This window comes from Parahaliea mediterranea (assembly GCF_017255185.1).
In the GTDB taxonomy this organism is placed as follows: domain Bacteria; phylum Pseudomonadota; class Gammaproteobacteria; order Pseudomonadales; family Halieaceae; genus JAFKCZ01.
Window position 1 is genome coordinate 312174 of the sequence record NZ_JAFKCZ010000005.1, and the last position, 23921, is coordinate 336094.

General features: G+C 67.3%; 17 protein-coding genes. 9 read left to right on the forward strand and 8 right to left on the reverse strand.

Annotation, left to right across the window (positions count from 1 at the left end):
- Nucleotide 1 precedes the first annotated feature (1 nt).
- Genes JYP50_RS08235 through JYP50_RS08245 form a run of 3 tightly spaced genes read right to left on the reverse strand, consistent with a single transcriptional unit; the run spans nucleotide 2 to nucleotide 3967 of the window.
- Nucleotides 2-1114 (reverse strand): DUF917 domain-containing protein, encoded by a 1113-nt coding sequence (locus JYP50_RS08235; protein ID WP_206560017.1) that lies wholly within the window; start codon nucleotides 1112-1114, stop codon nucleotides 2-4.
- Nucleotides 1111-2670 carry a hydantoinase/oxoprolinase N-terminal domain-containing protein gene (locus JYP50_RS08240; protein WP_206560018.1) on the reverse strand — a complete coding sequence of 520 codons (1560 nt, stop codon included), beginning with the start codon at nucleotides 2668-2670 and terminating at the stop codon, nucleotides 1111-1113. The genes JYP50_RS08235 and JYP50_RS08240 overlap by 4 nt, the downstream gene beginning before the upstream one ends.
- A 4-nt stretch (nucleotides 2671-2674) precedes the next feature.
- Complete coding sequence (locus JYP50_RS08245; protein ID WP_206560019.1) at nucleotides 2675-3967, reverse strand: cytosine permease; 1293 nt, start codon at nucleotides 3965-3967, stop codon at nucleotides 2675-2677.
- A 130-nt stretch (nucleotides 3968-4097) separates the two neighbouring features.
- On the opposite strand from JYP50_RS08245, the gene JYP50_RS08250 reads away from it, so the two are divergent.
- Nucleotides 4098-4595 (forward strand): Lrp/AsnC family transcriptional regulator, encoded by a 498-nt coding sequence (locus JYP50_RS08250; RefSeq protein ID WP_206560020.1) that lies wholly within the window; start codon nucleotides 4098-4100, stop codon nucleotides 4593-4595.
- Nucleotides 4596-4641: 46 nt separating this feature from the next.
- On the opposite strand, the gene JYP50_RS08255 is transcribed toward JYP50_RS08250, so the two are convergent.
- The 3 genes from JYP50_RS08255 to JYP50_RS08265 all read right to left on the reverse strand — a co-directional run bounded on the left by JYP50_RS08255 (nucleotide 4642) and on the right by JYP50_RS08265 (nucleotide 9366).
- Entirely contained in the window at nucleotides 4642-6276 is a 1635-nt protein-coding gene (locus JYP50_RS08255; RefSeq protein ID WP_241262948.1) for a succinylglutamate desuccinylase/aspartoacylase family protein, read from the reverse strand.
- A gap of 194 nt (nucleotides 6277-6470) precedes the next feature.
- Complete coding sequence (gene nadN / locus JYP50_RS08260) at nucleotides 6471-8444, reverse strand: NAD nucleotidase (protein WP_206560021.1); 1974 nt, start codon at nucleotides 8442-8444, stop codon at nucleotides 6471-6473.
- 169 nt (nucleotides 8445-8613) lie between these two features.
- On the reverse strand, nucleotides 8614-9366 hold the full coding sequence (locus JYP50_RS08265) for a hypothetical protein (RefSeq protein ID WP_206560022.1): 753 nt from the start codon (nucleotides 9364-9366) through the stop codon (nucleotides 8614-8616).
- A gap of 83 nt (nucleotides 9367-9449) precedes the next feature.
- Between JYP50_RS08265 and JYP50_RS08270 the strand changes: the two genes are divergently transcribed.
- Nucleotides 9450-12947: a PAS-domain containing protein gene (locus JYP50_RS08270; RefSeq protein WP_206560023.1), complete on the forward strand. Its 3498-nt coding sequence runs from the start codon at nucleotides 9450-9452 to the stop codon at nucleotides 12945-12947.
- On the opposite strand, the gene JYP50_RS08275 is transcribed toward JYP50_RS08270, so the two are convergent.
- On the reverse strand, nucleotides 12944-13615 hold the full coding sequence (locus tag JYP50_RS08275) for a response regulator (protein ID WP_206560024.1): 672 nt from the start codon (nucleotides 13613-13615) through the stop codon (nucleotides 12944-12946). The two genes, JYP50_RS08270 and JYP50_RS08275, sit on opposite strands and share 4 nt — an antisense overlap.
- Nucleotides 13616-13810: 195 nt before the next feature.
- Here JYP50_RS08275 and JYP50_RS08280 point away from each other — a divergent pair, with 195 nt between their 5' ends.
- From JYP50_RS08280 to JYP50_RS08300, 5 genes are all read left to right on the forward strand, one after another.
- The gene (locus tag JYP50_RS08280) at nucleotides 13811-15130 is read left to right on the forward strand and encodes a DcaP family trimeric outer membrane transporter (RefSeq protein WP_241262949.1); all 1320 of its coding nucleotides are present in this window, start codon (nucleotides 13811-13813) and stop codon (nucleotides 15128-15130) included.
- Nucleotides 15131-15238: 108 nt separating this feature from the next.
- Entirely contained in the window at nucleotides 15239-15505 is a 267-nt protein-coding gene (locus tag JYP50_RS08285) for a DUF4212 domain-containing protein (protein WP_206560025.1), read from the forward strand.
- Nucleotides 15506-15509: 4 nt separating this feature from the next.
- Nucleotides 15510-17240 carry a sodium:solute symporter family protein gene (locus tag JYP50_RS08290; RefSeq protein WP_206560026.1) on the forward strand — a complete coding sequence of 577 codons (1731 nt, stop codon included), beginning with the start codon at nucleotides 15510-15512 and terminating at the stop codon, nucleotides 17238-17240.
- 19 nt (nucleotides 17241-17259) lie between these two features.
- Complete coding sequence (locus JYP50_RS08295; protein ID WP_206560027.1) at nucleotides 17260-17736, forward strand: hypothetical protein; 477 nt, start codon at nucleotides 17260-17262, stop codon at nucleotides 17734-17736.
- 93 nt (nucleotides 17737-17829) lie between these two features.
- Nucleotides 17830-20043 (forward strand): phospholipase D-like domain-containing protein, encoded by a 2214-nt coding sequence (locus tag JYP50_RS08300; RefSeq protein ID WP_206560028.1) that lies wholly within the window; start codon nucleotides 17830-17832, stop codon nucleotides 20041-20043.
- 12 nt (nucleotides 20044-20055) lie between these two features.
- On the opposite strand, the gene JYP50_RS08305 is transcribed toward JYP50_RS08300, so the two are convergent.
- Nucleotides 20056-21138 (reverse strand): alpha/beta hydrolase, encoded by a 1083-nt coding sequence (locus JYP50_RS08305; protein ID WP_206560029.1) that lies wholly within the window; start codon nucleotides 21136-21138, stop codon nucleotides 20056-20058.
- A 191-nt stretch (nucleotides 21139-21329) separates the two neighbouring features.
- On the opposite strand from JYP50_RS08305, the gene JYP50_RS08310 reads away from it, so the two are divergent.
- Nucleotides 21330-23225: a DUF294 nucleotidyltransferase-like domain-containing protein gene (locus tag JYP50_RS08310; RefSeq protein WP_347136745.1), complete on the forward strand. Its 1896-nt coding sequence runs from the start codon at nucleotides 21330-21332 to the stop codon at nucleotides 23223-23225.
- Nucleotides 23225-23917: a 3'-5' exonuclease gene (locus JYP50_RS08315; protein ID WP_206560030.1), complete on the forward strand. Its 693-nt coding sequence runs from the start codon at nucleotides 23225-23227 to the stop codon at nucleotides 23915-23917. Before JYP50_RS08310 ends, JYP50_RS08315 begins: the two co-directional genes overlap by 1 nt.
- The last annotated feature ends 4 nt before the right edge of the window (nucleotides 23918-23921 follow it).

A 23921-nucleotide genomic window follows, 5' to 3' on the forward strand; every position in this document is an offset into this window, starting at 1 on the left:
CTCAGGCGGCTGGCGTGCGCGTGGCCACCAGCTCTTCTATGGGGCGGTAGTCGAAATCGAAACCGAAACAGCCCGGCGCGACGAACTCCAGCGCGCGGGCGCTGCGGTAGAAGGCCGGGCAGCCAATGCCGAACACCGTGACCCGCTGGCCGAAGCGCAGGCGCTCGGCATTGATCGGGGTGGAGGTCTCGTAGTCGACGATGGTGATCAGGTCCGGCACCGAGGCCAGCAACTGGCCGTTCAGCTCGGCGGTGAGGTATTCGTTCTTGATACTGATATTGAGCACCCGGGATTCGTCGTCAAAGGCCTGTATGTGGGCCTGGCCAATGTCGTAGCCGCCGATGATCCGGGTGCTGCTGTCGACGACCTTGCCGGTAAACAGATGGTGCAAACCGCCGTAGATGGAATCGCGGAACAGCGCCGCCAGGGGCTCGAAGATCTGCCGGGCATTGCCGCGGTTGGCGCGCAACACCCGCCCCAGGGCGATGGAGAAGCTCACCGTGTTGGGCACGATGGCGGCCTTGAGCTGGCGCCCGCTCATGGGGTGTTCGGCGGAGGTGATCATGCCGCCGGAACTGAGGGCGCACTGGCGGATGTCCCGCTCGAAGGCGAGGATGTCGGTGGTGTCGAAGGTGGTGACCTTGCCCTCGTAGTCGGTGGCCACGGCGGGGGTGGGCAGCACGCCGGAGATCGGGTAGGTCATCATCTGCGCTTCGGGCAGGGCCCGGCCCATGCCGTCGCCGTCGATCACCGGGATGCCGCGGGCGGCGGCCGCCACGATGGGGATTAGGGAGTTGCCGCCGCCGATCTCGAAGGACACCAGGGCGTCAATGCGCCGGCCAACCCGCTGCTCGAAGGCGTCGAGGGTGGCGATGGCCTCGTCGATGGAGGGCAGCAACTCCAGGCTGACGGTGGGCGCGCCCACGCCGCCGATGGCCACCACGTAGGCCTCGTCGTCGAGTTCCTCTGGCGCCATCAGGTCCACGGGGCCGTAGGTGTCCAGGGCCTGCTCGGCTACCAGCTGGGCCACGTAGGGGTCGCCACCGCCGCCGGTGGCCAAAAATACCGCCCCGGCTGAGAGGTCGGCCAGGGATTCACTGCCCAGCTTGATCATGCGGCCACTCCTTTGTTGATGCGTGCAATGTCGCCCACCGCCTTCAGGCGCAGGCGGGTGGAACCCTCGGCCATGTAGGAAATGGTGGTCTCCTCAATGTCCGCGATCCGCACCGTGGCGGGGTCGGCGCCCGCCGCCACGGCATTGGCGTGGGCTTCCCGCGACAGGCGGCGGATGGCGTCCTCCCGGGGCTCCTCGCTGTAGGACACCAGGCGCTCCACCTCGCCGCCGATCTGGGCAATGGCGGCGCCGATGGCATTGGCCACGCCGGCGTGCTCGGGGCGCAGGATGCGCGCCGCGGCCTCCAGTTCGCCGCTCACCAGCACCGCGCCGCCGCCGACCAGCACCACCGGCAGGCGGTCCTTGCTGGGCAGCATGCGCTCGATGCCCTGGTTGAGCATGCGCCCGATGGTGGCGAGGCCGTTGGCCACCACTGCCGGCGCCAGGGAGACCGGGCGCGCGTCGCCGCCCAGGTCCAGTTTGCCGGCGGCTACCAGCAGGTCGGTGGCGGTCAGGGTCGAGCCGCCGAAGGCCAGGCCTTCGGTGACCAGCTTGTGGCCCACCGAGCGCGGGCCGATGCTGTGGCCGTCGTCGCGCACCAGGCTGCCGCCGCCGAGGCCGATGGCCAGGATGTCGGGCATGCGGAAATTGGTGCGCACGCCGCCCACCTCGATCACCACGTTGGATTCCCGCGGGAAGCCGCCCTGCAGCACGCCGATGTCGGAGGTGGTGCCGCCGATGTCGACCACGATGGCATCCTCGAGACCGGTCAGCTTGCTGGCCCCGCGCAGGGAGTTGGTGGGGCCGGAGGCAAAGGTCAGGGCGGGGAACTGGCGCACGAATTCGGCATCCATCAGGGTGCCGTCGTTCTGGCTGATGTAGAAGGGGCAGCGCAGGCCGCGCCGGACCAGGGCCTCGCTGAAGGAGCGCACCACGCGGTCGGAAAAGGCCAGCAGGGAGGCGTTCAGCAGGGCGGCGTTTTCGCGCTCCAGCAGGCCGAGGCGGCCGATCTGGTGCGAGCATGTGATATTCACCCCGGGCAGGGCTGCGCGCAGCTGCTCCGCCACTGCCAGCTCCGGGGCCGCCGCCATCGGCGAGAACGCGGCGCTGATCGCCACGGTATCCAGGCCCTTGCGGCGGATGTCCGCGACCACGGTGGCGATCTCGCCCGCGTCCAGTTCCGCCAGCGGGCGGCCATCGTACAGGGTGCCGCCGTGCACCATGTAGGCGTGGCCGCCGAGTTCGCCGGCGATATCCCCGGGCCAGCCGGTCATCGGCGGCAGGCCGCGGCCGGAGGGCAGGCCGATGCGAATGGCGGCGACCTCCGACAGCTGCCGGCGTTCGACCACCGCATTGGTGAACTGGGTGGTACCCAGCATCACCGCCTCGATACGGTCGGTTTCCACGGCGCTGTCGTCCAGCAGGTGTTCCAGGGCGTTGAACACGCCGCCGCTGACATCCGCCGTGGTCAGGGTTTTGATCGCGGAAACCACCTGGTCCCCGTCCAGTAGTACCGCGTCGGTATGCGTGCCGCCGACGTCTATGCCAATTCTCACCGCATCACTCCTCGATTGTCTTGCCACTTACCGGGGCGCCCCGCTGCGCCCGCTGCAACAGGTAGTACACAGCGCTGGCCACCAGCACCGCGTCGATGGCGGCGATGCTGGACAGGGCGAACCAGCCCCAGGAGCCCATCAGGGCCACCGCCGCGCCCACCAGCCACGCGCTGATGGCGCTCACGCGGGCCGCTTGTAATTGCCGGATACGCGCGCCGTGGTAGGCCTCGCGCCGGCACAGGCAGTAGTCCACCGCGATCACCCCGGAAACCGGCACGAAGGCGATGGACAGGTAAAACAGGAAGTCCAGGAAGTACTCCAGGATGTTGAAGAAGGCCGCCACGGTGCCCAGCGCGCCGCTGGCCAGGATCAGTACCCGGTTGTTCAGCGCGGGGAGGGTGGACTCCACGCTGAGCATGGTGCTGTAGAGGTTCAGGGAATTGAGCACCCAGCTGCCGAAGATCACCACCGCGAAGGCGGCCCAGCCGATGCCCAGGGCGACCAGGATATTCAGCAGGTCGTCGTCCACCAGCGCCGTGGAGGCGATAGCGCCGGCGCCCATGACCACGATGGTGACGAAGAAGTAGGACAGCACCACCCCGTAGATCGCGTGGCGCCAGTGGCGCAGGAAGCGGGTGATGTCGGGCAGGATGACGGCGCCGACGATAACGCCGCCCACCACCGCTGAAACCCCGTTGCCGTAGGCGGCGAGCGCCGTGGCCGGTCGCGCCATCAGTTCGTCGAGGGAAGCCACGGCGAGGGAACCCGCGATCAGCTGCACGGTGACCACCATCAGCACCGGCACCAGCAGGATGGACAGCAGGTTGATGGCGCGGAAGCCGAAGAAGGTAGTCAGCGTCATCAGCGCCCCGGCGAACAGCTCCACTGGCCAGGCCGGGATGTCCCGGGCGAACAGGTCCCGGGACAGGCGCAACACTGCGTCCGAGAACAGATCGATATTGACCCCGAACCAGCCCAGCAGGGACACCGCGAAGGCGAGATTGACCAGCGCCGCGCCGCGCTCGCCGAAGGCGATGCGATTGAGCATGTAGGAGCTCAGGCGCGTGGCGGCGCCGATGCCGCCGGTAATGCAGCCCAGCAGGGTGAGGATGGCGGCGCCGGCGACCAGCACGCTGGCGGTATCGGCGGCGGAGTAGACCGCGGCCACTTCCAGGCCGGTGAGGAAGGTGGGCAGGGAAAAAGCCACCATTGCCGATACCATGGCGACCCGGAACCAGCCGACGGTGTTGGCGTCCGGGACCGGCTCGGTGGCGAATTCGTTGGCCTCTGTCTCCATCGCGGGTACCAGGCGGTGAGCGTGAGGGGAGAAATTATGCCGAGGCGGCGGGAAAATGGGTTATTGAACTGCCCTGCCGGTGCTTTAGAATCTTCGGGTCACGCGCTATGAATTGAAAGAAGTTTTTGTTATGGCCAAGAAGAAGTCGGTCAAACTGGATGCGATCAACCGCAAGATCCTGGCCACTATCCACCTGCAGTCCGATATCACCAACGCCAAGCTGGCGGAACTGGTGAACCTGTCCCCGGCCGCCTGCTCCCAGCGCACCAAGGCCCTGCGCGACGCCGGGTATTACTTCAATTGCCACACCGAGGTCGACCTCGACCGCATCTGCGAGCACGTGATCGCCTATGTGGAGTTCACCCTGCGCGACAACAGCCTGCCCGCGCGCCGGCGCTTCGAGGCCGCCATCGAGACCATGCCCGAATTCATGGATTGCCTGCGCCTGAGCGGCGACACCGATTATATCTCCTTCACCTGCTGCAGCGACGTCAACGAGCTCAACCGCCTGTGCGATGAGCTCAGCGGCAACGAGGCGCTGGGCATCAGCCGGGTGGTGACCCGCATCGTGCTGGAGCGGCCCAAGTTCTACCTGGGCTACCCGATCGAGAAGCTGAAGTGGTTGTAGCGGCCGGCCGCTAGGCCGGCAAGTCGCACCGCCGCCGCGCCGCCCGCTATTCCTCGGCGGCGGCCATGTCGTCCTCGATGGCGTCCGCCGGCGCGGGGTCGGCCTCGAAGTCCTCGTCCTCGGCGCTGGCCGGCGGTGGTTCCGGGCCCGCATCGGGCGTATCGATCGCGGGGGCGCCCGCCTCCGGTTCGCCGGTGGGCGCGACCGGCACGTCCTCGGGCGCGCTGATCTGTTCCTGGGGCGCCTGGATGCCAATGTGGTGGGTGGCGAAGCCCGGCTGCACCACCTGGTTCAGGGCCATGCCCAGGATGCGGCCGTTGTAGCTGGAGCGGATCTCGGTGCGCACGTTGGTGATCGGGTTGGTCACGGTGCCCAGCAGGTCGCCCTTGCGCACCACCTGGCCCAGGCTCACGCTGCTGAACACGATGCCGCCCTCGGGCGCGCGCTGCCAGGTGGAGTTGTAGTACACCGGTTCCGGGTCGCCCCAGAGGCTGAATTTGCTCACCATATCCAGGTGGTTGAGCAGGGTGCGGATACCCTTCACGCTGTGACTGACACTGTCCTCGCTGAGCACCATCGGCGCGCCGGCCTCCAGGGTGACCGCGGGGATGCCGGCCTCGACCGCCGCCCGCCGCAGCGTGCCCGCGCTGCCCTCGCTGTGCAGCACCACGGTGGAGCCGAAACTCTCGGTGAGTTTCACCACCTGGGGGTTGCGCAGGTCGCCGCGCAGCTGCGGCAGGTTGGTGCGGTAGAAGGAGCCGGTGTGCAGGTCGACCACCGCGCTGCAGTGCTTGATGACCTCGTGAAAGAAGGAGTGGGCGATGCGCGAGGCGGAGCTGCCGCCGGGGTCGCCGGGAAAGTAGCGGTTGAGGTCGCGGCGGTCGCTCAGGTAGCGCGAGCTGCGGTGGAAGCCCTGCAGGTTGACGATCGGCACGCCGACCACCGTGCCCTTGAGTTTGTCCGCGTCCAGGTTGTAGAGCACCCGGCGCACCGTTTCCACGCCGTTGAGTTCGTCGCCGTGCACCGCGGCGGTCAGGCACAGGGTGGGGCCGGGCTCGGCGCCGTTGACCACCAGCACGGGAGTGGCGCTGTAGATGCCCTCGAAGGACTGGCTGGGCGCCCAGGCCAGGCGGGTTGATGTCGCCGGCGGTACCTCGGTGCCCAGCAGGACGAAGGGCGCCGGTGAGTCGGGACCGTCGTCGTCGGCCTCCGTCGCGGGGGTGGGGGACGCGGCTTCGGCGGGCGCGGGCGGCTGTTCCGCCGCGCCGGCATCGGCGGCGGGTTCCGCCACATCCTCCTGCGCCTCGGTGGTAGGGGCCTCGCGGTCGGCCTCCGCCGCCGCGGCGCTGGCGGGCGCGGCGCTATTGGGGTCCGCCGGTTCGCTGGCGGGCCTGGAGGCTTCCTCGCTGGAGATCGGTTGATCCAGGGCGACATTGCGCGCCTTGCGCACTTCGGCGGGGCTTGCTTCCCCCGCGTCTTCGCCGGTTCCGCGCGCCCGGGACGCGAGATCGTCGGCCCCGCCAGACGGGTTTTCGGGTCCGGATTCGCGTTGGCTGGCGGTGGTGGTGTTGGCGGGAGGTTCCGGGCTTGATGTCCCGGTGGGGTCGGAGGCGTGGGCGAACGCCGCCATGGCGCAAAGTGCCAGGCCGGTCGCCGCTGCCCCCAGGCGGTGATATTTCATTGACTAACCAGGCATCCCCTTACCGCCATGACCGCTGGCGGCAGATACATTGTTGTTTCACGTAATGGTCCGCCACTAGTTTAACAAGCTTGGCGCTGATCAAAAATAGTACAGCGGCGGTATCTTGCCGCAAAGGTGCTTGTTGCGAGGGGCGGGATGCCCGCCGCTGGCGCGGCGGGTGGGTGGGGGAGGGCTCAGAAGCCCTCGCAGTCGGTGGCGGCGCCGTGATCGCAGCCGTCGCTGCCGATGTAGGACTGGGTGGAATATTCCTCCGCGGGCAGTTTGCCCAGCGGCATGCCCAGCGCCGTTTGCGCCTCCACGTAGTCGATAAAGCCCTGGGCGTATTCGGTGAAGGTGTCCACGAAGTTGCCGGCGTCGAAGATGGGGCCGAAGGTGTCGTAGCCGTCCTGGCCCGAGGCGATGAAGTCATTGGTGACCACGGTGTAGACCATGCCGGTGTCGATGGGAGCCCAGCTGCCTGCGACCCGGGGGTTGACCTCGACGTTGCTAACCCGGGCGCCGAAGGACTGGGAGGCGTCAACGTCGTAGCGCAGGCCCGAGGCGTAGGGGTAGGAACCGCTCGAGCCGCCCTCGTCCAGGGCGTTGGCCAGGGCGTCCTCGAGCACGTCGATGATCTCCTGCCCGGTCATCTCCAGGGTCACCAGGGTGTTGGAGAAGGGCAGCAGGGTGAAGGCGTCGGCGATGGTGAAGTCGCCGGCGGCCACGTCCACCCGCACGCCGCCGCCGTTCTGGATGCCGATGTCCGCGGTGGGGGTTACGGTCATAAAGGCCTTGGCGACGATGTTGGAGATGTCACTGCCTCTATTATAGGTGGCGGAGACATCGCAAAGGGTGGACCGGCCCTGGTTGGGGAAGCGCTCCAGGCACAGGTCCCCGGCCACCGTGCCAATCACGGTTTGCTCGAGCACCGAGACCTCTTCGTCGAAGCCCGCGATCAGCGCGGTGGTGGCGGCGTCGGCCGCGGTGACCACAATCTCGTCTTCCGCGCTCAGGCGATCGGCGACGGCCATGGCGTCGCCGGCGTCGAGGATGCGCGTTTCGGCGTCGCTGTATTCGTAGCTGAACTGGTCGGCGACGGGCATCAGCGGGCTGCCCGCGCAGGCGGTCACCATACCCTCGGCGTCGAAGCTGACGTCGAGTTTGCCCATCAGGTGAGCGTACTCCCAGGCCTGCACCACGCACACCGGCGCGCCGGCTGAGTCGGTGACCTGGGTGGGATACTCGCCAACCGGGTTGAAGCCCAGGGTGGAAAAGGTGTCGTCACCCAGCAGCGAGTGGGAGTCGCCACCCACGATCACGTCCACGCCATCGAGCGCGCCGGCCATGGCTACATCGTTCTGGTAGCCGTAGTGGGTCAGCAGCACGACCTTGTTGACGTCCATGTCGCGCAGTTCGTCGATGTACCGCTGGGCGGTTTCGGTCTCGTCCAGGAATTCGGTGTCGTCGTCCGGCTGGGAGGAGTTCTTGGTCTTGCCGGCGATGTCGATGCCGATAATGCCAATTTGCTCGCCGCCGCGCTCGACGATGGTGTAGGGCGCGATGTAGCCCTCGCGGATGGCCGAGGAGTCGCCCGGCACCACGTTCGCCGCCAGTACCGGGGTCGGCGTGTCGCAGGCGCCGCCGGCGAGCTCGTCCAGGAAGGCGGCCAGGCCGCTGTCGCCGTCGTCGAACTCGTGGTTGCCCAGGGCGAAGGCGTCGAAGCAGATCTGGTTCATCACGTCGGCGTCGGCGCTGCCGTTGAACAGGCTGTAGTAGAGGGTGCCGGTGATGGCGTCGCCGGCGTGCAGCTTGAGCACGTGCTCGCTGTCGGCGGCCAGTTGGTCGAACAGGGTGACCATCATCGGGAAGCCGCCGTAGGTGACTTCCACCTCGGCGACGGGTTCGCCGGCCTCGGTGGCGGCGGACAGGCCGAGGCCCGACACGTCGAAGTCGAAGCGTTCCGCCGGAATGTGCGAGTGGTGGTCGTTGATGTGCAGGATGGTGAGATCCAGTGGCTGTCCCGCGGGCTCGGGCTCGGGTTCGGTGGGGGGCTCCGTGGTGTCCGGCAGGTCGGGGGTGTTCGGGTTGTCGCTGCTGTCCGAGCAGCCCGCGAGCAGCAACAGGCTGCCCAGGGAGGCCGCGGCTATGGCCCTCGGTAGGCGTTTCATGGTCTCTTCCCTCTTTGACGTATGCGGTTTGGCTGTTGTCGGCCGCGCCGTCCCCCCCGCGTAACAGGAGGCAGTAGGGCGATCTGTTAACGGCGGAATTCGAGGGCAGCGCTCCCGCGAGGGTAGCGAGCTTGCGTGTTGCTTTTGTGACCGGGAGGTGACCGGGGGATTAAGGTTGTGTTTGGGGTCTGTCCGCGACGGCTTCCGGGGTTGGCGTCGCGGCGGTGGACAGGCCGGTGATCGGGTCCATGGCCTCCTCGCCCCGGGCGTGGCGAATGATGCGGTAAAACATGCCCGAGGCCGAGCCGTAGAGCAGGGCGTGGGTCACCATGTCCCCGGTATCCACCTGCCGGGCCGCGTCCAGCAGGCGCGCGAAGGTCTGGGAGAAATTGTCGGAGTGGCGCCGCCGCACCTCGGTGCCGAAAAAAATGTCCTGCAGCATGGCGTCGTCGTGCCGGTGTTCCATGGCCAGGGCGATCATCTTGCGGATGAACCAGGCGTGGTCGCCGGTGGTGGCGTGGGAGCGCTGCTCGGCGAATTCCTCCTGGGTGATTTCTCCGGTACCGGTGGGGCCGCAGACCGACATGTAGTGAAAGCCGGCGATGGAACCCAGCTGGTCCTGCACCAGGCTCAACAGCTTGAAGTAGCTGTCGCGCTGGGAGTGTAGCTCCAGCCGGCGGGCGCTCTGCTCCTGCAGGCTGATGGCCTTGGTGTTGGCGGTGATTTCCTTCTGCTGCATGAAGTGGCCGATCACCAGCCACAGGAAGGCCAGCGGCGCGAAGGCCCCCTCGAGGAAGCTGCCAATATCCGCGGTGGGCAGGTGCAGGAAGTTGTCCCAGCCGACGATGCCCAGCAGGTACATCAGGCCAGCGCTGATCCAGGTCAGGGTGACCCCCAGGCCGAAGGCGACGCGCCAGTCCATAGTGCCTCTGTTATTATCGCTGTGGGAATGGCCAGTCTAGCAGATGGCCGACACGTGCATAACAACCACGGGAGCCGGGCCCGGTGACATCCTCGAACCTGCTCAGTCTGGCGCTGCTCTACGTGTGCGTGCTGTTCGTCGTGGCCTGGCGCGTCGATCGCAATACCGACCGGGGGGCCGCCCGCGGGCCCGCCTGGCGCGGCGTGGTGTTCGCCCTGTCGCTGGCGGTGTACTGCAGCTCCTGGACCTTTTACGGCGCGGTTGGCAGCGCCACCGCGGAACCCTGGAGCCATGTGCCCATCTACCTCGGCCCCATTCTTGTGTTCCTGCTGGGCTGGCCGCTGATCCGCCGGTTGATGGCGGTGGGGGAGCAGCACCGCGTGACCTCCATCGCCGACTATATCGGCGCGCGCTTCGGCAAGCGCCAGGGCCTGGCGGTGCTGGCGACGGTGGTCGCCGCGGCGGCGGTGCTGCCCTACATCGCGCTGCAGTTCCGCGCACTGGCCCAGGCCTGGGCCATTGTCGGCGGCTCGGACCAGCCGCTGCGCGAGATCGGCATGGACAGCGCGCTGTTCACCGCCATCCTGCTGGCGGTGTTCACCATCCTGTTCGGCGCCCGTCGCCTGGACAGCCACGAACGGCACCAGGGCATGGTGACGGCGGTGGCGGTGGAGTCCCTGGTCAAGCTGCTGGCTTTTTTGGTGGTGGCGCTACTGGCGGTGGGCTACCTGGCCAAATTGCCTGCCAGCGAGGAGTTCGATGTCGCTACCGCCGCGCTGGGCGAGTTCTCCCTGACGGGGGAATTTCTGGTGCGCACCCTGATCAGCGGCCTCGCCATTCTCTGCCTGCCACGGCAGTTCCACGTCATGGTCGTCGAGGCCCAGCCGGGCACCGATACCCGCCTGGCGCGCTGGCTGCTGCCGGTCTACCTGTTGCTGTTCCTGCTGATGGTGGTGCCGGTCGGCCTCGCCGGCAGCCAGGTGTTCGCGGTGGCCGGGGACGTCAATCCCGACACCTTCGTGCAACTGCTGCCCATCGCGCTGGAGGCGCCGGTGGCGACGATGGCGGCATTCCTCGGCGGCATTTCCGCCGCCACCGGCATGGTGATCGTGGCCACGGTGAGCCTGTCGATCATGCTCACCAACGAGGTGCTGGCGCCCCTGCTGTTGCGCTTCAACCGCGAGTCCCCGACGGCGGTGCTGCGCCTGGGCGACAGCCTGCGCCGCGCGCGGCAGCTGATCATCGTCGCCATCCTGCTGGCCGCCTGGCTGGTGACGCGGCAGCTGATGGCCCTGCCCTGGCTGACCCAGATCGGCTTTATCTCCTTCCTGGCCGCGGCGCAGCTGGCTCCGGCCCTGGTGGCGGGGCTCTACTGGCGACGGGCCCACGGCAGCGCGGTGGCGGTGGGAATCCTGGTGGGCATCAGCCTGTGGTTCTACAGCGGGGTGCTGCCGGCGGTGCTGTCGCCGGAGGCGCCGCTACTGGTCGCCGGACCGCTGGGCATCGAGTGGTTGCGCCCGCTGGGCCTGTTCGGCATTGGGGGTGACGACCGGCTGGTATACGCCGCGCTCTGGAGCCTGTCCCTCAACAGCCTGTGCCTGGTGGCGGTCTCCTACCTGCTGCGGCCCTCGCGGGCCGATATTCGCCAGGCCGGCCTGTTTCTCGGCGAGCCCGGCCAGGGCCACGACCCGGATTCCGAATTCGAATTGAGCCTGATTCGCGGCAGTCAGTTGCAGGCGCTGCTGGGGCCTTTCGTCGAGCCGGCGGAGCTGCGGGACATGTGGCAGTCCTTCGAGGACCGCTACCAGCAGCGCCTGCTCCCCGGCGACCGCGTGCCCCGCTTCGTGATCAGCCAGGTGGAATCGGTGCTGGCCACCATGATCGGGGCGTCCTCGGCGCACAAGGCGATGGCCCAGCTGGAGAGCTTCCAGCAGCTGGCCTACGACGACCTGGCGGCGATGGTCAGCGACGCCAGCCGCCTGCACACGTTCAACCGCGAACTCCTGCAGACCACGGTGGAAAGCCTGATGCAGGGGGTGTCGGTGGTGGACGAGCAGTTGCGGCTGGTGGCGTGGAACGGCGTGTACCGGGACCTGTTCAACTATCCCGAGCGCTTCCTGTACATCGGCTGCCCCATCGAGCGCGTGTACCGCTATAACGCCGAGCGCGGTTACCTGCAGGCGGGACCGGACAGCTCCACCGACGAGCAGATCGCGCGCCGCCTGCAATGGTTGCGGGACGGCAGCCCCTACCGCCTGGAGCGCACCCTGCCCGACGGCCGGGTCATCGACATCCAGGGCAAGCCGATGCCCACCGGCGGTTTTGTCACCACCTATATCGATATTACCCAGTACCGCGACATGCTGGCGGAACTGCAGGACACCAAGGAAGAACTGGAGCAGAAAGTGGTCTCCGGCACCGAGTCCCTCAGCGCCAGCAACGCCCTGTTGCGACGGGAAAACCGCCTGCGCGCCGAGGCGGAGGCCCGCCTGCGGGAGGCGCACCTGGGCAAGTCGCGTTTCATGTCGGCCGCCAGTCACGACCTGCTGCAGCCGATCAACGCCGCGCGCCTGTTCACCGCCAGCCTGAAGCAGCAATTGACTGACGACGGTGGCGGGGACGGCGGCCGGGTGGTGAGCCAGATCGACCGCTCGCTGCGTCGCGCGGAACAGATGATCGAGGAGTTGCGCGAGATCGCGCGCCTGGATTCGGGCCGGCAGCAACCGAAGCTCGCGGACTTTCCGGTCGATCGCATCCTCGACGCCCTGCGCGACGAATTTGCCGGCGCCGCCGACGCGGCGGCGCGCTTGCGGGTGGTTTCCAGCCATTGCTGGCTGCACTCCGATGAGGCGCTGGTGCACCGTATCCTGCAGAATCTGCTGTCCAACGCCCTGCGCTACAACCCCCGCGGCAGGGTGTGCGTCGGTGTGCGCCGGCGGCGCGATGGCGCCGAATTGCAGGTGCTGGACAATGGCCCGGGTATCGCCGAGGAGGACCGGGTGCGGATTTTCGAGGAATTCCAGCGCCTGGCCAGGCCGGCGGGCGCGGAAGCGGAAGGCCTCGGCCTGGGCCTGGCCATCGTCCAGCGTTGCGCCGCGCTGCTTGAGCATCCATTGCGCCTGGACTCCACGCCGGGCCGCGGCACGCTGTTTTCCATCCTGGTGCCCTACGGCGAGCCCCGGGCGCTGGCCGGCCGCGCCCCCGAGGCGCCGGTCGCGGATCTCGCCGGTGTCGATATCGTCTGTCTCGACAACGATCCGCTGGTGCTCGAGGGACTGTGTCAGTTGCTGCTGGGCTTTGGTGCCGCGGTGCGCCCGGTGAGTGATCGCGCGGCCCTGCACGAGGTGCTGGCGGAGCGCGCCCCGGACCTGTTGCTGGTCGATTACCACCTCGACGCCGGCGATACCGGTGTCGACGCGCTCGCGGCCTGGGCGCGGGATTTGCCGCCGGTGGTGGTGTTGTCGGCGGACGATGGCGCCGAAGTCCGCGAGCGGGTGCGCGCGGCGGGCTACCGCTTCCTGCCCAAGCCGGTGAACACCGCGCGCCTGCGCGCCCTGTTGCTGGCGCTGCTGCGCGATTAGTTGACCGGGCCCGCCAGGTCCTCCGGTGGTTCCACGCTCAGGCTGGCAAGCGCCAGTACCGCCTGGGTGCGCGAGTGCACGCCGAGCTTGCGGAAAATCTCGGTGAGGTGCGCCTTGACGGTGGCTTCCTTTACCGCCAGTTCGTAGGCGATCTGCTTGTTGAGCAGGCCCTCCACCAGCATCGAGGCCACGCGGAACTGTTGCGGAGTGAGGCTGGCGAGGGACTCGGCGGCGTCGAGGGATTGCAGGCTGGCGCCCTGGTCGCCCACTGTCAGACCGGGGTGCAGGCCACGCTCCCCCCGCATGACGGCCGCGATGCAGTCCTGTATCGCCTCGAGGTCCGCCGATTTCGACAGGAAGGCGGCGGCGCCGTGATCGAGAGCGCGCCGGACGGTGTCGGGGTGGGTGTTGGCGGAAATCATGATGACCGGCGTCCGCGGCGCGTGGGCGCCGAACCAGGACAGGGCGGAAAACCCCACGGCTCCCGGCATATGCAGGTCCAGCAGCAACAGGTCGATGGGTTCGCCGCCCAGGGTCAGCTGTTGCAATTCGCCCACGTCCGGCGCCAGTCGCACCCGGTGTTCGGGGAAGTGTTGTGTGACCGCCTGTTCCAGCGCGGCGCGGAACAGCGGGTGGTCGTCGGCGATCAGTATGCAGTGCTCGTTCACATTCCCGCTCCAGGGAATTCCGGATGTACCCGGCAATGTAGCCCGTGCCACCGTCAAACGGAAGGTTCGCGCTCCCGCAAGGCGATGGGGGCACTAGACTTTGGTCGAATTTTGACCAAGGTCTAATACCGTTGCCGGCCCTTCGCGTCCAATACTGTCAGTGTTCAACGGATAAGCACAATAGGAGCGTTGATTATGCACAAGCCTATCAGGCAGTTACTGCTGGCCGCGGGCGCGGCCATGGTCGCCGGTCCGGTGTTGGCCCAGGGTATCGACGACCGCATCGCCGAGCTGGAGCGGCAACTGGCCGCACTCAAGGCCCAGGTAGCCGCGCATGACGAATCCATTACCGACAACAGTCGCGACATCGAGGAGGCCAGGCCCGTGGCCGCCGGCACGAGCATGCGTTACGGTGGCTTTATCCAGCTCGACGGCATCGCCAGCAATTATTCCGAGGGCAAGCCCGCCAGCGCCCTCATCGACGATTTTGTCGTTGGCTCGTTGATTCCGGTGGAGCCGTCCTCCGGCGACGCCGATGCCTACAGCGATTTCAACCTGCACGCCAAGTCGTCGCGATTCTTCTTTACCACCAAGACACGCACCGACGCCGGCGCCATTTCCACCCGCCTGGAGCTCGATTTCATGTTGAGCCCCGGCGGCGACGAGCGCATTTCCAACTCCTGGAACTCGCGGCTGCGCCACGCCTTTGTCAACTGGGAATACGGCGAGGGCCGCTCGCTCATGGCGGGACAGAGCTGGAGTACCTTCTTCAACGTCGGCGCGCTGCCCGACGTGCTGGATTTCGTGGGGCCGGTAGGCACCATCTTCGTGCGCCAGCCCCAGATTCGCTGGACCAGCGGGCCGCTGCAGTTGTCGCTGGAGAACCCCGCGACGCGGCTCAACGAGTCCAGTGATGGCGGCGTCACCACGCGCCTGGACGATGTCGAGACCCTGCCGGACATCATCGCCCGCTACAACGGCGAGGCGGGCGAGCTGAGTTGGTCGGTGGCGGCGCTGGGCCGGCAGCTCAGCTATGAGGCCCGCTCCGGTAGCGCGGTGGAGGTGGCCGACGACAGCCGCTTTGGCTATGGCCTCAGCCTCGCCGGCAAGTGGACCCTGGGGCGCGACGACCTGCGCTTTATGTTCAGCTACGGCGATGCACTGGGGCGTTACCTCGGGCTCAATGCCTACAACGACGGTTATATCGATGCCGGTGGCAACATCGAGACCATTGACCAGTGGGGCGGGTTTATCGCTTACCAGCACTACTGGAGCGATGCCTGGCGCAGTACCTTCTCGCTGTCCGCCAGCGCCGCGGACAACCCGGGCCGTGACGATTTTAGCGCCGCCGGCAGCCTGGCCAGCGAATACCAGTCGGTGCACGCCAACCTCAACTGGCTGCCCGCGCCGAAACTGCAGATTGGCGGCGAGTACAGCTACGGCAGGAAGGAGCTGGAGGACGGCCGCAAGGGCGATTTGAACCGCCTGCAGTTCGCGGTCAAGTACGCCTTTTGATGTTTGTCCCCGCGTCGGTGTCTGCGACCAAAGTCGAACACAAAGGCGGGGGAGCCCGGTGCTATAGTGGGCGCCACTCACCATAACAACGCTAAACGGAGATCTGTCATGTCCAAGATGACCGAACAACAGGCCGAGGCCTACTGGAAACGCAACCTCGCGCTAATGGTAAAGCTGCTGGTGATCTGGTTTGTCGTCAGCTACGGCTGCGGCATCCTGCTGGTGGATGTGCTCAACCAGGTGCAGATCGGGGGCTACAAGCTGGGTTTCTGGTTTGCCCAGCAAGGCTCGATCTACGTGTTTGTCGCACTTATTTTCTACTACACACGGCGCATGGCGGCATTGGACCGAGAGTTCAATGTAGACGAGGAGTAGTCCCATGGATCTTCGCACACTGACATACATTGTGGTTGGGGCGACCTTCGTCCTGTACATCGGCATCGCGATCTGGTCGCGGGCCGGCTCCACCAAGGACTTCTACGTGGCGGGCGGTGGCGTGCACCCCGTCGCCAACGGCATGGCCACCGCCGCGGACTGGATGTCGGCGGCGTCCTTCATCTCCATGGCCGGGCTTATCGCCTTCATGGGTTACGGCGGCTCGGTCTTTCTCATGGGCTGGACCGGCGGCTTCGTGATTCTCGCGATGCTGCTGGCGCCCTACCTGCGCAAGTACGGCAAGTTCACCGTGCCGGAGTTTATCGGCGACCGCTACTACTCCCGCGCCGCGCGGGTGGTGGCGGTGATCTGCCTGATCATTTGCTCGGTGACCTATGTCATCGGGCAGATGAAGGGCGTGGGGGTGGCGTTCTCCCGCTTCCTCGAAGTGGATTACGACACCGGGCTCTACGTGGGCATGATTATCGTGTTCTTCTACGCCGTGCTCGGCGGCATGAAGGGCATCACCTACACCCAGATCGCCCAGTACTGCGTGTTGATCCTGGCCTACACCATCCCGGCGATCTTTATCAGCCTGCAGCTGACCGGCAACCCCCTGCCGCAATTGGGGCTGGGCAGCACCATGGCCGGTACCGATACCTACCTGCTGGATAGGCTCGACCAGGTGGTGACGGACCTTGGTTTCGCCGAGTACACCACCAATGCGCGGCTGTCGACGCTGAACATGTTCGCCTACACCCTGTCGCTGATGATCGGCACCGCGGGCCTGCCCCACGTGATCATCCGCTTCTTTACCGTGCCCAAGGTGCGGGACGCCCGCTCCTCCGCCGGCTGGGCACTGGTGTTCATCGCCATCCTCTACACCACCGCGCCCGCGGTCGCCGGCATGGCGCGCCTCAACCTGATGCAGACCATCGAGCCCGAACCGGGCCAATACCTGGCTTACGACGAGCGGCCCCAGTGGTTCAAGAACTGGGAGACCACCGGCCTGCTGGCCTTCGAGGACAAGAACGGCGACGGCTTGATCCAGTACACGTCCCAGGCCGAGAGCAACGAGATGGTCAAGATCGACAACGACATCATGGTGCTCGCCAATCCGGAAATCGCCCGCCTGCCCAACTGGGTGATCGCCCTGGTGGCCGCGGGCGGGCTGGCAGCGGCGTTGTCCACCGCGGCGGGGCTGTTGCTGGCGATCTCCTCGGCGATCTCCCACGACCTGCTCAAGGGCATGATCGCGCCCAATATCAGCGAGAAAACGGAATTGACGGCGAGCCGCGTCGCCATGGCCCTGGCCATCGTCGGCGCCGGCTATCTCGGCCTCAATCCACCGGGCTTCGCCGCGGGCACCGTGGCGCTGGCCTTCGGTCTCGCCGCCTCGTCGATCTTCCCGGCCTTGATGATGGGGATTTTCTCCACCCGGGTGAACAAGGAGGGCGCCATCGCGGGCATGGTGGCCGGTATCGGCGTAACCCTGTTCTATGTCTTCCAGCACAAGGGGATCATGTTCATACCCGGCACCGCCTTCCTCGGCGACATGCCGGAGAACTGGTTCCTGGGTATTGAGCCCAACGCCTTCGGCGCGGTGGGTGCGGTGGTGAACTTCGCGGTGGCCGTGATAGTGGCGCGGGTGACCGCGGAACCGCCGGAGTCGGTGCAGGAGTTGGTGGACCACATCCGCGTACCGGTGGGGGCCACCACGGCCCACGATCACTGAGCGCCGCGGGAGCATCGCCATGTTGACCAACAAGCATGTGATTCTCGCCCTGCTGGTCGCGCCGGTGCTCTCGCTCCTGGCCTGGTTCGCGGTGGGCAACCTGGTGGGGGAACAGCCCCATGCCGCGGTGGCCGGCGGCGTTTACCCCCTGCTGGAAAAGAGCAACTGCCGCTACCCCAGTGGCCGCTGCCAAATGGTCAATGGCGATGTGTCCCTGACCCTGCGGCTGCTGTCGCCGGATAGCTCCCCGCGGCTGGCCTTGAACTCCAGCGTCGAGCTTCAGGGCGTACTGGTCGCGGTGGTACCCCCCGGCGCGGCCGCCGGCGACGCTCCCCCTCCCCGCGCCATGGCGTCCTCGGATGCCAGTGGAACGCACTGGCAATTGTCGCTGCCGGCGGTGCCGCCGGAGGGTGCGCGGCTGCGCCTGGTGGCCGCCACCAGCGACAACCGCTTTACCGCCGAGGTCGCCACCCGCTTTGCCCGGGTGGACGAGTAGTCCGGGCCGTCTACACTTTCTAGACGACAAGGCGGCTACGCTATCAGTTAGCAGGCGCCGGAGGTGGTGGAAGTTCGCCAACTGGGAGGCGCGATGAAAGCGCTCGGGATGCCAGCCGTATTGCTGTGCTGCCTGCTGGTGGGTTGTGGTGGTTGTGGCAGTCAACCCGGCGACAGGAATGACGGGGGTGTGGAGAGTCGCGCCTCGGCGGTACTGGAAGCCAGCGGCGGCGAGCTGTTGCTGGACAACGATGCCGCCTTTGCCAGCAAGCTGGCGTTGGTGGACGCCGCCAGCCACACCATCGATATCGCCTATTACATCTTTGACCGCGACTACAGTTCCTCGGTGCTGGCGGACGCCCTGCTGCGCGCCGCGCGCCGCGGCGTGCGCGTGCGCCTGCTCACGGATTACAGCGCGGCCTATAGCCGGCTCGACTGGTTCGACATGCTGGAGGCGGAAAGCGGGGGGCGGCTGGAAGTGCGCTTCTACAACCGGCCCACGCGCAACATGGTGATGGACGCGGCCTACGTGACCCTGGGCTGCACCGCGGCGGCCGGTGATCGCGGCGACTGCTCGCCGCGGAAGTTCGCCGATCTCGAGCGGCGCTTTGCCGAGGAGCGTATCGATGGCGCCAGCGCCGCGGCGCTGAATATTTCCAACCTGAATGTGGCCGGATCGGGCGATTTCCTGGCGGGGCTGTACGGCCGCGACCCGGAGTTGATGGCGCTGGCGGTTCAGGAAGGCCAGGGCGTGGACCCCGAGGCGCTCAAGGGGCGCGCCGGGGGCGCCGACAGCGCCGGGCGGGAGTCGCTCAAGCGCCTGGGCAAGCTGTGGTTCCAGGCGCGTTATGGCGGTGGCCTGGACACGGTGAGCGCGCGCATTCAGCTGGCTTTTGCCCGCGGCCTCTATGGCGAGCAGATCAACCCGGTGTACGACGCGCTGTCGGCCTATATGCCGCTGGAGCGCCCGGACAACCGCGCCGCCCGCCGCGACTGGGATTACCAGAGTGAATTTTTGCACCACAAATTGTTGTGGGTGGATGGGCGGCGGCTGCAGCTCGGCGGGCGCAATGTACAGGACAGCTACCACATGCACCCGGGCGAGCTGACCGCGAAATACGTGTTCGAGGACAGTGACCTGGTGGCGGAAATCGCCGGTGGCGGAGACGACATCACCGCCTCCTTCGAGCGCCTGTGGGATTTTCGCGCGATGGTGGCCACGCTCGGGGAAGTCCGCGCCCACGCGCCGAATGAATCCCTGTCCGCCCTGGCCGCGCACGGCGCGGCAATGGCCCGCTGCGAGGGCCGGCCGCGGAGCGAGCGGGAAGTCTGCGTCGCCTCGGAGTTCGCCGCGCGCCTGCGGGATCCGGGTGAACGGCTCGCCGACCAACGCCAGTTGATGCAGCGGCACCTGGCGCGCTATCGCGGGGAATACCGCCCCGCGCCGTCCGCGCCCGCCTTGCCACTGGACCCGGGGGCCCGGCTGTACTACCTGGAAAACCTGCCCTTCCGTGACGGGCAGCGTGGCTACGGCGCCGAGGACGACGCCCCCGACGCCTGGAGCAAGCACATCCACGGCCAGTGGCTGGCGGCGCTGGAGGGCAGTTGCGGTGGCGAGGCCACGCGGGTGGTTATGCACAACGCCTATTTCCTGCTGCCGGCCAATCTGCTGCGTGCCCTGGGCGGCATGCTCGACGGTAGTCGGGATTGCGGTAACGTTAGCATCGAAGTAGTCACCAATTCTTTCGCCACCACCGATTTAAACGCGGTGAATCTGGCGGCGGCCTGGCAACTCAAGGCGCTGGACGATTATCGCCGGGCGCACGACGGCGCGCCGGGCGCCGCCGATTTCAGTTACGGCGAATACCAGGCGCGGCCCGGCGCGCCCCTGCTCAGCCTGCACAGCAAGGTCATGCTGTTCGGCGATGCACTGTTTGTCGGCTCGGCCAACGCGGACGTGCGCAGCTTCGTAATGGACACCAACAACGGCCTGTACATCGAAAACGCCCCGCGCCTGGTGGTGGCCTGGGAAGCGTGGCTGCAGACGCAGCGGGAGCGGGGGCGCATTCGCGAGTTGAGTGAAACCCTGGGCCCCGAGTTGGAGACCCTGATGCGCGACAATCTGGCCGCGGTGGAGCAGCTGGTGGAGAAGTACGATCGGCGGGACCGGGTCGAGCCGCAGCAGATGGCCGCGCTCAAGGCCCATGCCGCTGAATTCTTCACGCGCATTTACCAGCTCAGCGGGGAGGTGCTGGAGGGTGATGCCGGCGCCGCCGAGCGTTTCAATAGTCTGCTGAAGGTGATCTAGCGCCGCGGCTCACTAGAAGCGGTAGAGATTGCGGTCCATATGGTAGGTCAACCCGGCCTCGGCATTGCCGCCCTCGAACATGCGCCGGAACATCTGCCTCAGCGACGGGTTGCCGGTCACGGGCTTCCCCTGGAAATAGCTGTGATCGGAGCCGACGCCCTTGCTGCCGGTGACGTCGATATAGTTCGCGTTGCCCGAGACCAGGTTGCGGGTATGTTGGCCCAGGCGTTCCCGCTGTTCGCCGCCGGGCTTGCGCCGGGACCATTTGAGGGCGTAGTCGTTCTCGTTGATCACCACGTACAGGCGATTGCGGGTGAGGAAATTGCCCAGCCATTCCTCGTGGCCGGGGTTGTTGGCGTCGGCGGCAACCATGGCGATATTGTCGAACACCAGTTGCCGCAGGCTGCTGGTGCCCGGCTTCGAGGCATACTTGGCCAGGTAGTTGCCCATTGAGTGGCACAGCAGGTTGAGGGTCAGCTTGCACTCGCGCTCCAGCAGGCGGGTAAACAGGGCGTGGGCCTCTTCCCGGTTGTCGGGGTGTTTCCGGCGGGCGAGCTCCATCAGGTCCGACTGCAGGCCGCGGGTCAACAGGCTGTGGTATTTGTGCATCAGGCCGATGGTGCGGTGCAGGGCGGTGGCGGAGGCGCGCGCATCGTCCTTGTCGCTCTTGTAGGCGATGGTGCCCTCAATCTGGCCGCCGCCGTCGGCGGGCCAGGAAAAGGGAATGACAATCACGTTATACAGCGCTTCCAGTTCCTTGGCGGTGGTGATCACATCCCGCATGTCGTTGTTGTAGCCGTGGACGAACAGCAGCAGGTGCCGGCTTTCCCGCCGCGCCCGTTCGAACAGTTCGCAGGCCACCTTCAGGCTTACGAACCAGGTTTCTTGCGGGTCGATGGGCAGGCGGTAGCGTTTTTTCAGGTCTTCCACCTCCGCCTGTTGCAGGCGATCCTCCAGCACGGTGGTGGTGAAGCGCGTCTTGCCGGTAACCTCCACCAGGCGCAGCTCATTGGGCCCGCTGGGATTGGGCTCCTTGCCAAAGACCTCCAGCCCCCCCCGGCCTTCGTGTAGTACCCGATTGGTGACCACGTACATGGCCCGCCCTCCCCGTGCCTGTTATTGATACAAGGTAGGCCAGCCCGGCGGGGGGCGCCACTTTGCGCATTGAACACCCTTGCAGGTGCGCCGGCCTCGATACGGGCGGCACGCTATCGACCTTGGTCGCCTTGGCTTCGCCACCGCAAGGGCCGCATACTGTGAGTGATTGGATCACGGGAGGGAGCCGGGTGAGCGCGCAAGAGCCTCGAGCGAAGCAGCCTGGAGACACGCGGGTAATCGCGCCGGAGCTGCAGGCGGTGGTCGATTTTCTCAGCCAGACGCCGCCCTTCGGCGAGCTGTCACCCGAGGCGCTGGTGGCCGCCGCGGCGGCGATGCGGGTCAGTTACCACCGCCAGGGCGAGCAGTTTCACGCCGACAGCGACAGCGACAGCGCCCTGCGCATTGTGCGCAGTGGCGCGATCGACCTCCGCGACGCCAATAACAAACTGCTGGACCGGCTCGGCGAGGGCGAGAGCTTCCACATTGGTCGTCTCAATACCGCGGGTGAGGACAAGGTGACGGCCACGGTGATCGAGGATTGCCTGTTGTACCTGTTGCCCGACGCCGATTACCGCGCGCTGCGCGATGCCGACCGGCGTTTCGATCGCCACTTCCACGGCCAGCGCGATCGGCGCCTGCGCCGGGCCGCGCGCTACGAACCCGAACCCCACCTGATGACCCAGCCGGTATCCGCGGTGATGTGCCGCGACCTGCTGACCGTCGCCGCCGACGCCACGGTGCGCGACGCCGCCGTCGTCATGAGCGAGCGCCGGGTGTCCTCCGCTTTCGTGATGGCGGGCGGTGAGCTGTGCGGCATCGTGACCGACCGCGACCTGCGCGCGCGGGTGCTGGCGCCGGCGCTGTCGCCCGATACCCCGGTGCGCACGGTGATGACCGCCGACCCCCTGTGGATCGATGCCGACGCCAGCCTGTTCGAAGCGACGTTGGCGATGACCCGTCACGGCTGCCACCACTTGCCGGTGAAACACGACGGCGGCCTGGTCGGAGTGGTCACCACCTCCGACCTGATGCTGGCCCGCCAGGACGACCCGGTCTACCTGGTGCAGCACATCTCGCGCCAGGAGACGGTGGCGGGCATGGTCGAGGTGCTGCGGGGGGTGCCCAACCTGATGGTGCAGTGGGTGGGCGCCGGTATTCGCGCGCGCCAGGTCAGCCGGGTGCTGACCGCGATCAGCGACGCGGTGGTGGTGCGCCTGCTGCAATTGGCGGAGGAGGAGCTGGGGCCGCCGCCGGTGCCCTACTGCTGGCTCGGCTTCGGCTCCCAGGGTCGCCAGGAGCAACTGCTCGGCGCCGACCAGGACAACGGCCTGGTCATCGACGACGCCATGGCGCCGGAGCATGCGCCCTGGTTTGAACAGCTGGCGACCTTCGTTTGCGACGGCCTCGACGCCTGCGGCTATCCCTATTGCAAGGGCGAGGTCATGGCCAGCAATCCGCAGTGGCGGCAGCCGCTGGAGCGCTGGCGGGAAACCGTGCGCAGCTGGACCCGCACGCCGACACCGGACGCGGTCATGCGGGTGTCGATCTTCTTCGACTTGCGGGCGATCCACGGCGAGGCGGCGCTGTGCCGGCAATTGCAGCAGACCATGCTGGAGCAGTCCTCGCGCAATACCATTTTCCTGGCGGCGCTGGCGGCCAACGCCCTGGACCGGCCGCCGCCACTGGGTATCTTCCGCCGGTTCGTGGTCGATCGCGACGGCCAGCACCGCGACAGCCTCGACCTGAAAAAGCGCGGGGTGCTGCCGATCACCGATATTGTTCGCCTGCACGCCCTGGCGCGCGGGGTCGGCGCGGTCAACACCGACGAGCGTCTGCAGGCCCTGGCGGACAGCGGCGAACTGGCCCTGGTGGACGCCCGCAACCTCACCGACGCCCTGCACTGCCTGCAACGCCTGCGCCTGCAGAACCACGTCGACCAGCAGTTGCGCGGCGAGCCCCTGAGCAACTTCCTCAATCCCCGGCAGCTGCCGAAAATGGCCCGGGAACAGCTGCGTGACGCCTTCGCCATCATCCACGACGCCCAGGGGGCGGTGCGCCTGCGCTTTCGCCAGGGGCTGGGTTGATGCGGCGCCACCGCTGGCGCCGGTGGTACTACCGCGCCCGGGTGCGCGGTACCCCGCTGGCGGACTGCTGGGCGCGCCCCTGGCCGTCGACGCGGCAGGCGTGGCTGGACTATGAGTACCTGGTGTGCGATGCCGAGATGTCGGCGCTGGAGGTCGCGCGCGGCGAGCTGCTCAGCCTGGGCTGGGTGGTGGTCGAGGGGGGGCAGGTGCGGCTCGACAGCGCCGCCCACCACCTGGTGGCCGCCAGCCGCAGCGTGGGCCAAAGCGCCGGCATCCACCAGTTGCGCGACTGCGACCTGCACGGCGCGGAGCCGGAAGCACTGGTGCTGCGGCGCCTTTGCGAGGCGGCACGCGGGCGCATCCTGGTGTTCCACCACGCGCCGCTGGATTTGGCCTACCTCGATCGCGCCAGCCGGCGCCTGTTCTCGGCGCCGCTGTTGCTACCCTATCTCGATACCCTGGCCATCGAGCAGCGGCGCCGCGAACGGCTGGACACTGCGCCACAGCCGGGCGCGCTCACCCTCACCGCCTGCCGGCGCCGCTACGGCCTGCCGGACTACCCGGCCCACAACGCCCTGGTGGACGCCGTGGCCACGGCGGAACTGCTACTGGCGATCGCCAGCCACCGCGGCGGGGTGGACCGCCAGGGCCGGCCGCGGCCGGCGCGGCTGGGGGATTTGAGCCGGCACTGACCGC

Coding starts and splice junctions, on each gene's coding strand:
- JYP50_RS08280 (WP_241262949.1), top strand. CDS start 13,811: ATGCACAAGCCTATCAGGCAGTTACTGCTGGCCGCGGGCGCGGCCATG.
- JYP50_RS08265 (WP_206560022.1), bottom strand. CDS start 9,366: ATGGACTGGCGCGTCGCCTTCGGCCTGGGGGTCACCCTGACCTGGATC.
- JYP50_RS08290 (WP_206560026.1), top strand. CDS start 15,510: ATGGATCTTCGCACACTGACATACATTGTGGTTGGGGCGACCTTCGTC.
- JYP50_RS08295 (WP_206560027.1), top strand. CDS start 17,260: ATGTTGACCAACAAGCATGTGATTCTCGCCCTGCTGGTCGCGCCGGTG.
- JYP50_RS08315 (WP_206560030.1), top strand. CDS start 23,225: ATGCGGCGCCACCGCTGGCGCCGGTGGTACTACCGCGCCCGGGTGCGC.
- JYP50_RS08235 (WP_206560017.1), bottom strand. CDS start 1,114: ATGATCAAGCTGGGCAGTGAATCCCTGGCCGACCTCTCAGCCGGGGCG.
- JYP50_RS08255 (WP_241262948.1), bottom strand. CDS start 6,276: ATGAAATATCACCGCCTGGGGGCAGCGGCGACCGGCCTGGCACTTTGC.
- nadN (WP_206560021.1), bottom strand. CDS start 8,444: ATGAAACGCCTACCGAGGGCCATAGCCGCGGCCTCCCTGGGCAGCCTG.
- JYP50_RS08285 (WP_206560025.1), top strand. CDS start 15,239: ATGTCCAAGATGACCGAACAACAGGCCGAGGCCTACTGGAAACGCAAC.
- JYP50_RS08250 (WP_206560020.1), top strand. CDS start 4,098: ATGGCCAAGAAGAAGTCGGTCAAACTGGATGCGATCAACCGCAAGATC.
- JYP50_RS08305 (WP_206560029.1), bottom strand. CDS start 21,138: ATGTACGTGGTCACCAATCGGGTACTACACGAAGGCCGGGGGGGGCTG.
- JYP50_RS08300 (WP_206560028.1), top strand. CDS start 17,830: ATGAAAGCGCTCGGGATGCCAGCCGTATTGCTGTGCTGCCTGCTGGTG.
- JYP50_RS08245 (WP_206560019.1), bottom strand. CDS start 3,967: ATGGAGACAGAGGCCAACGAATTCGCCACCGAGCCGGTCCCGGACGCC.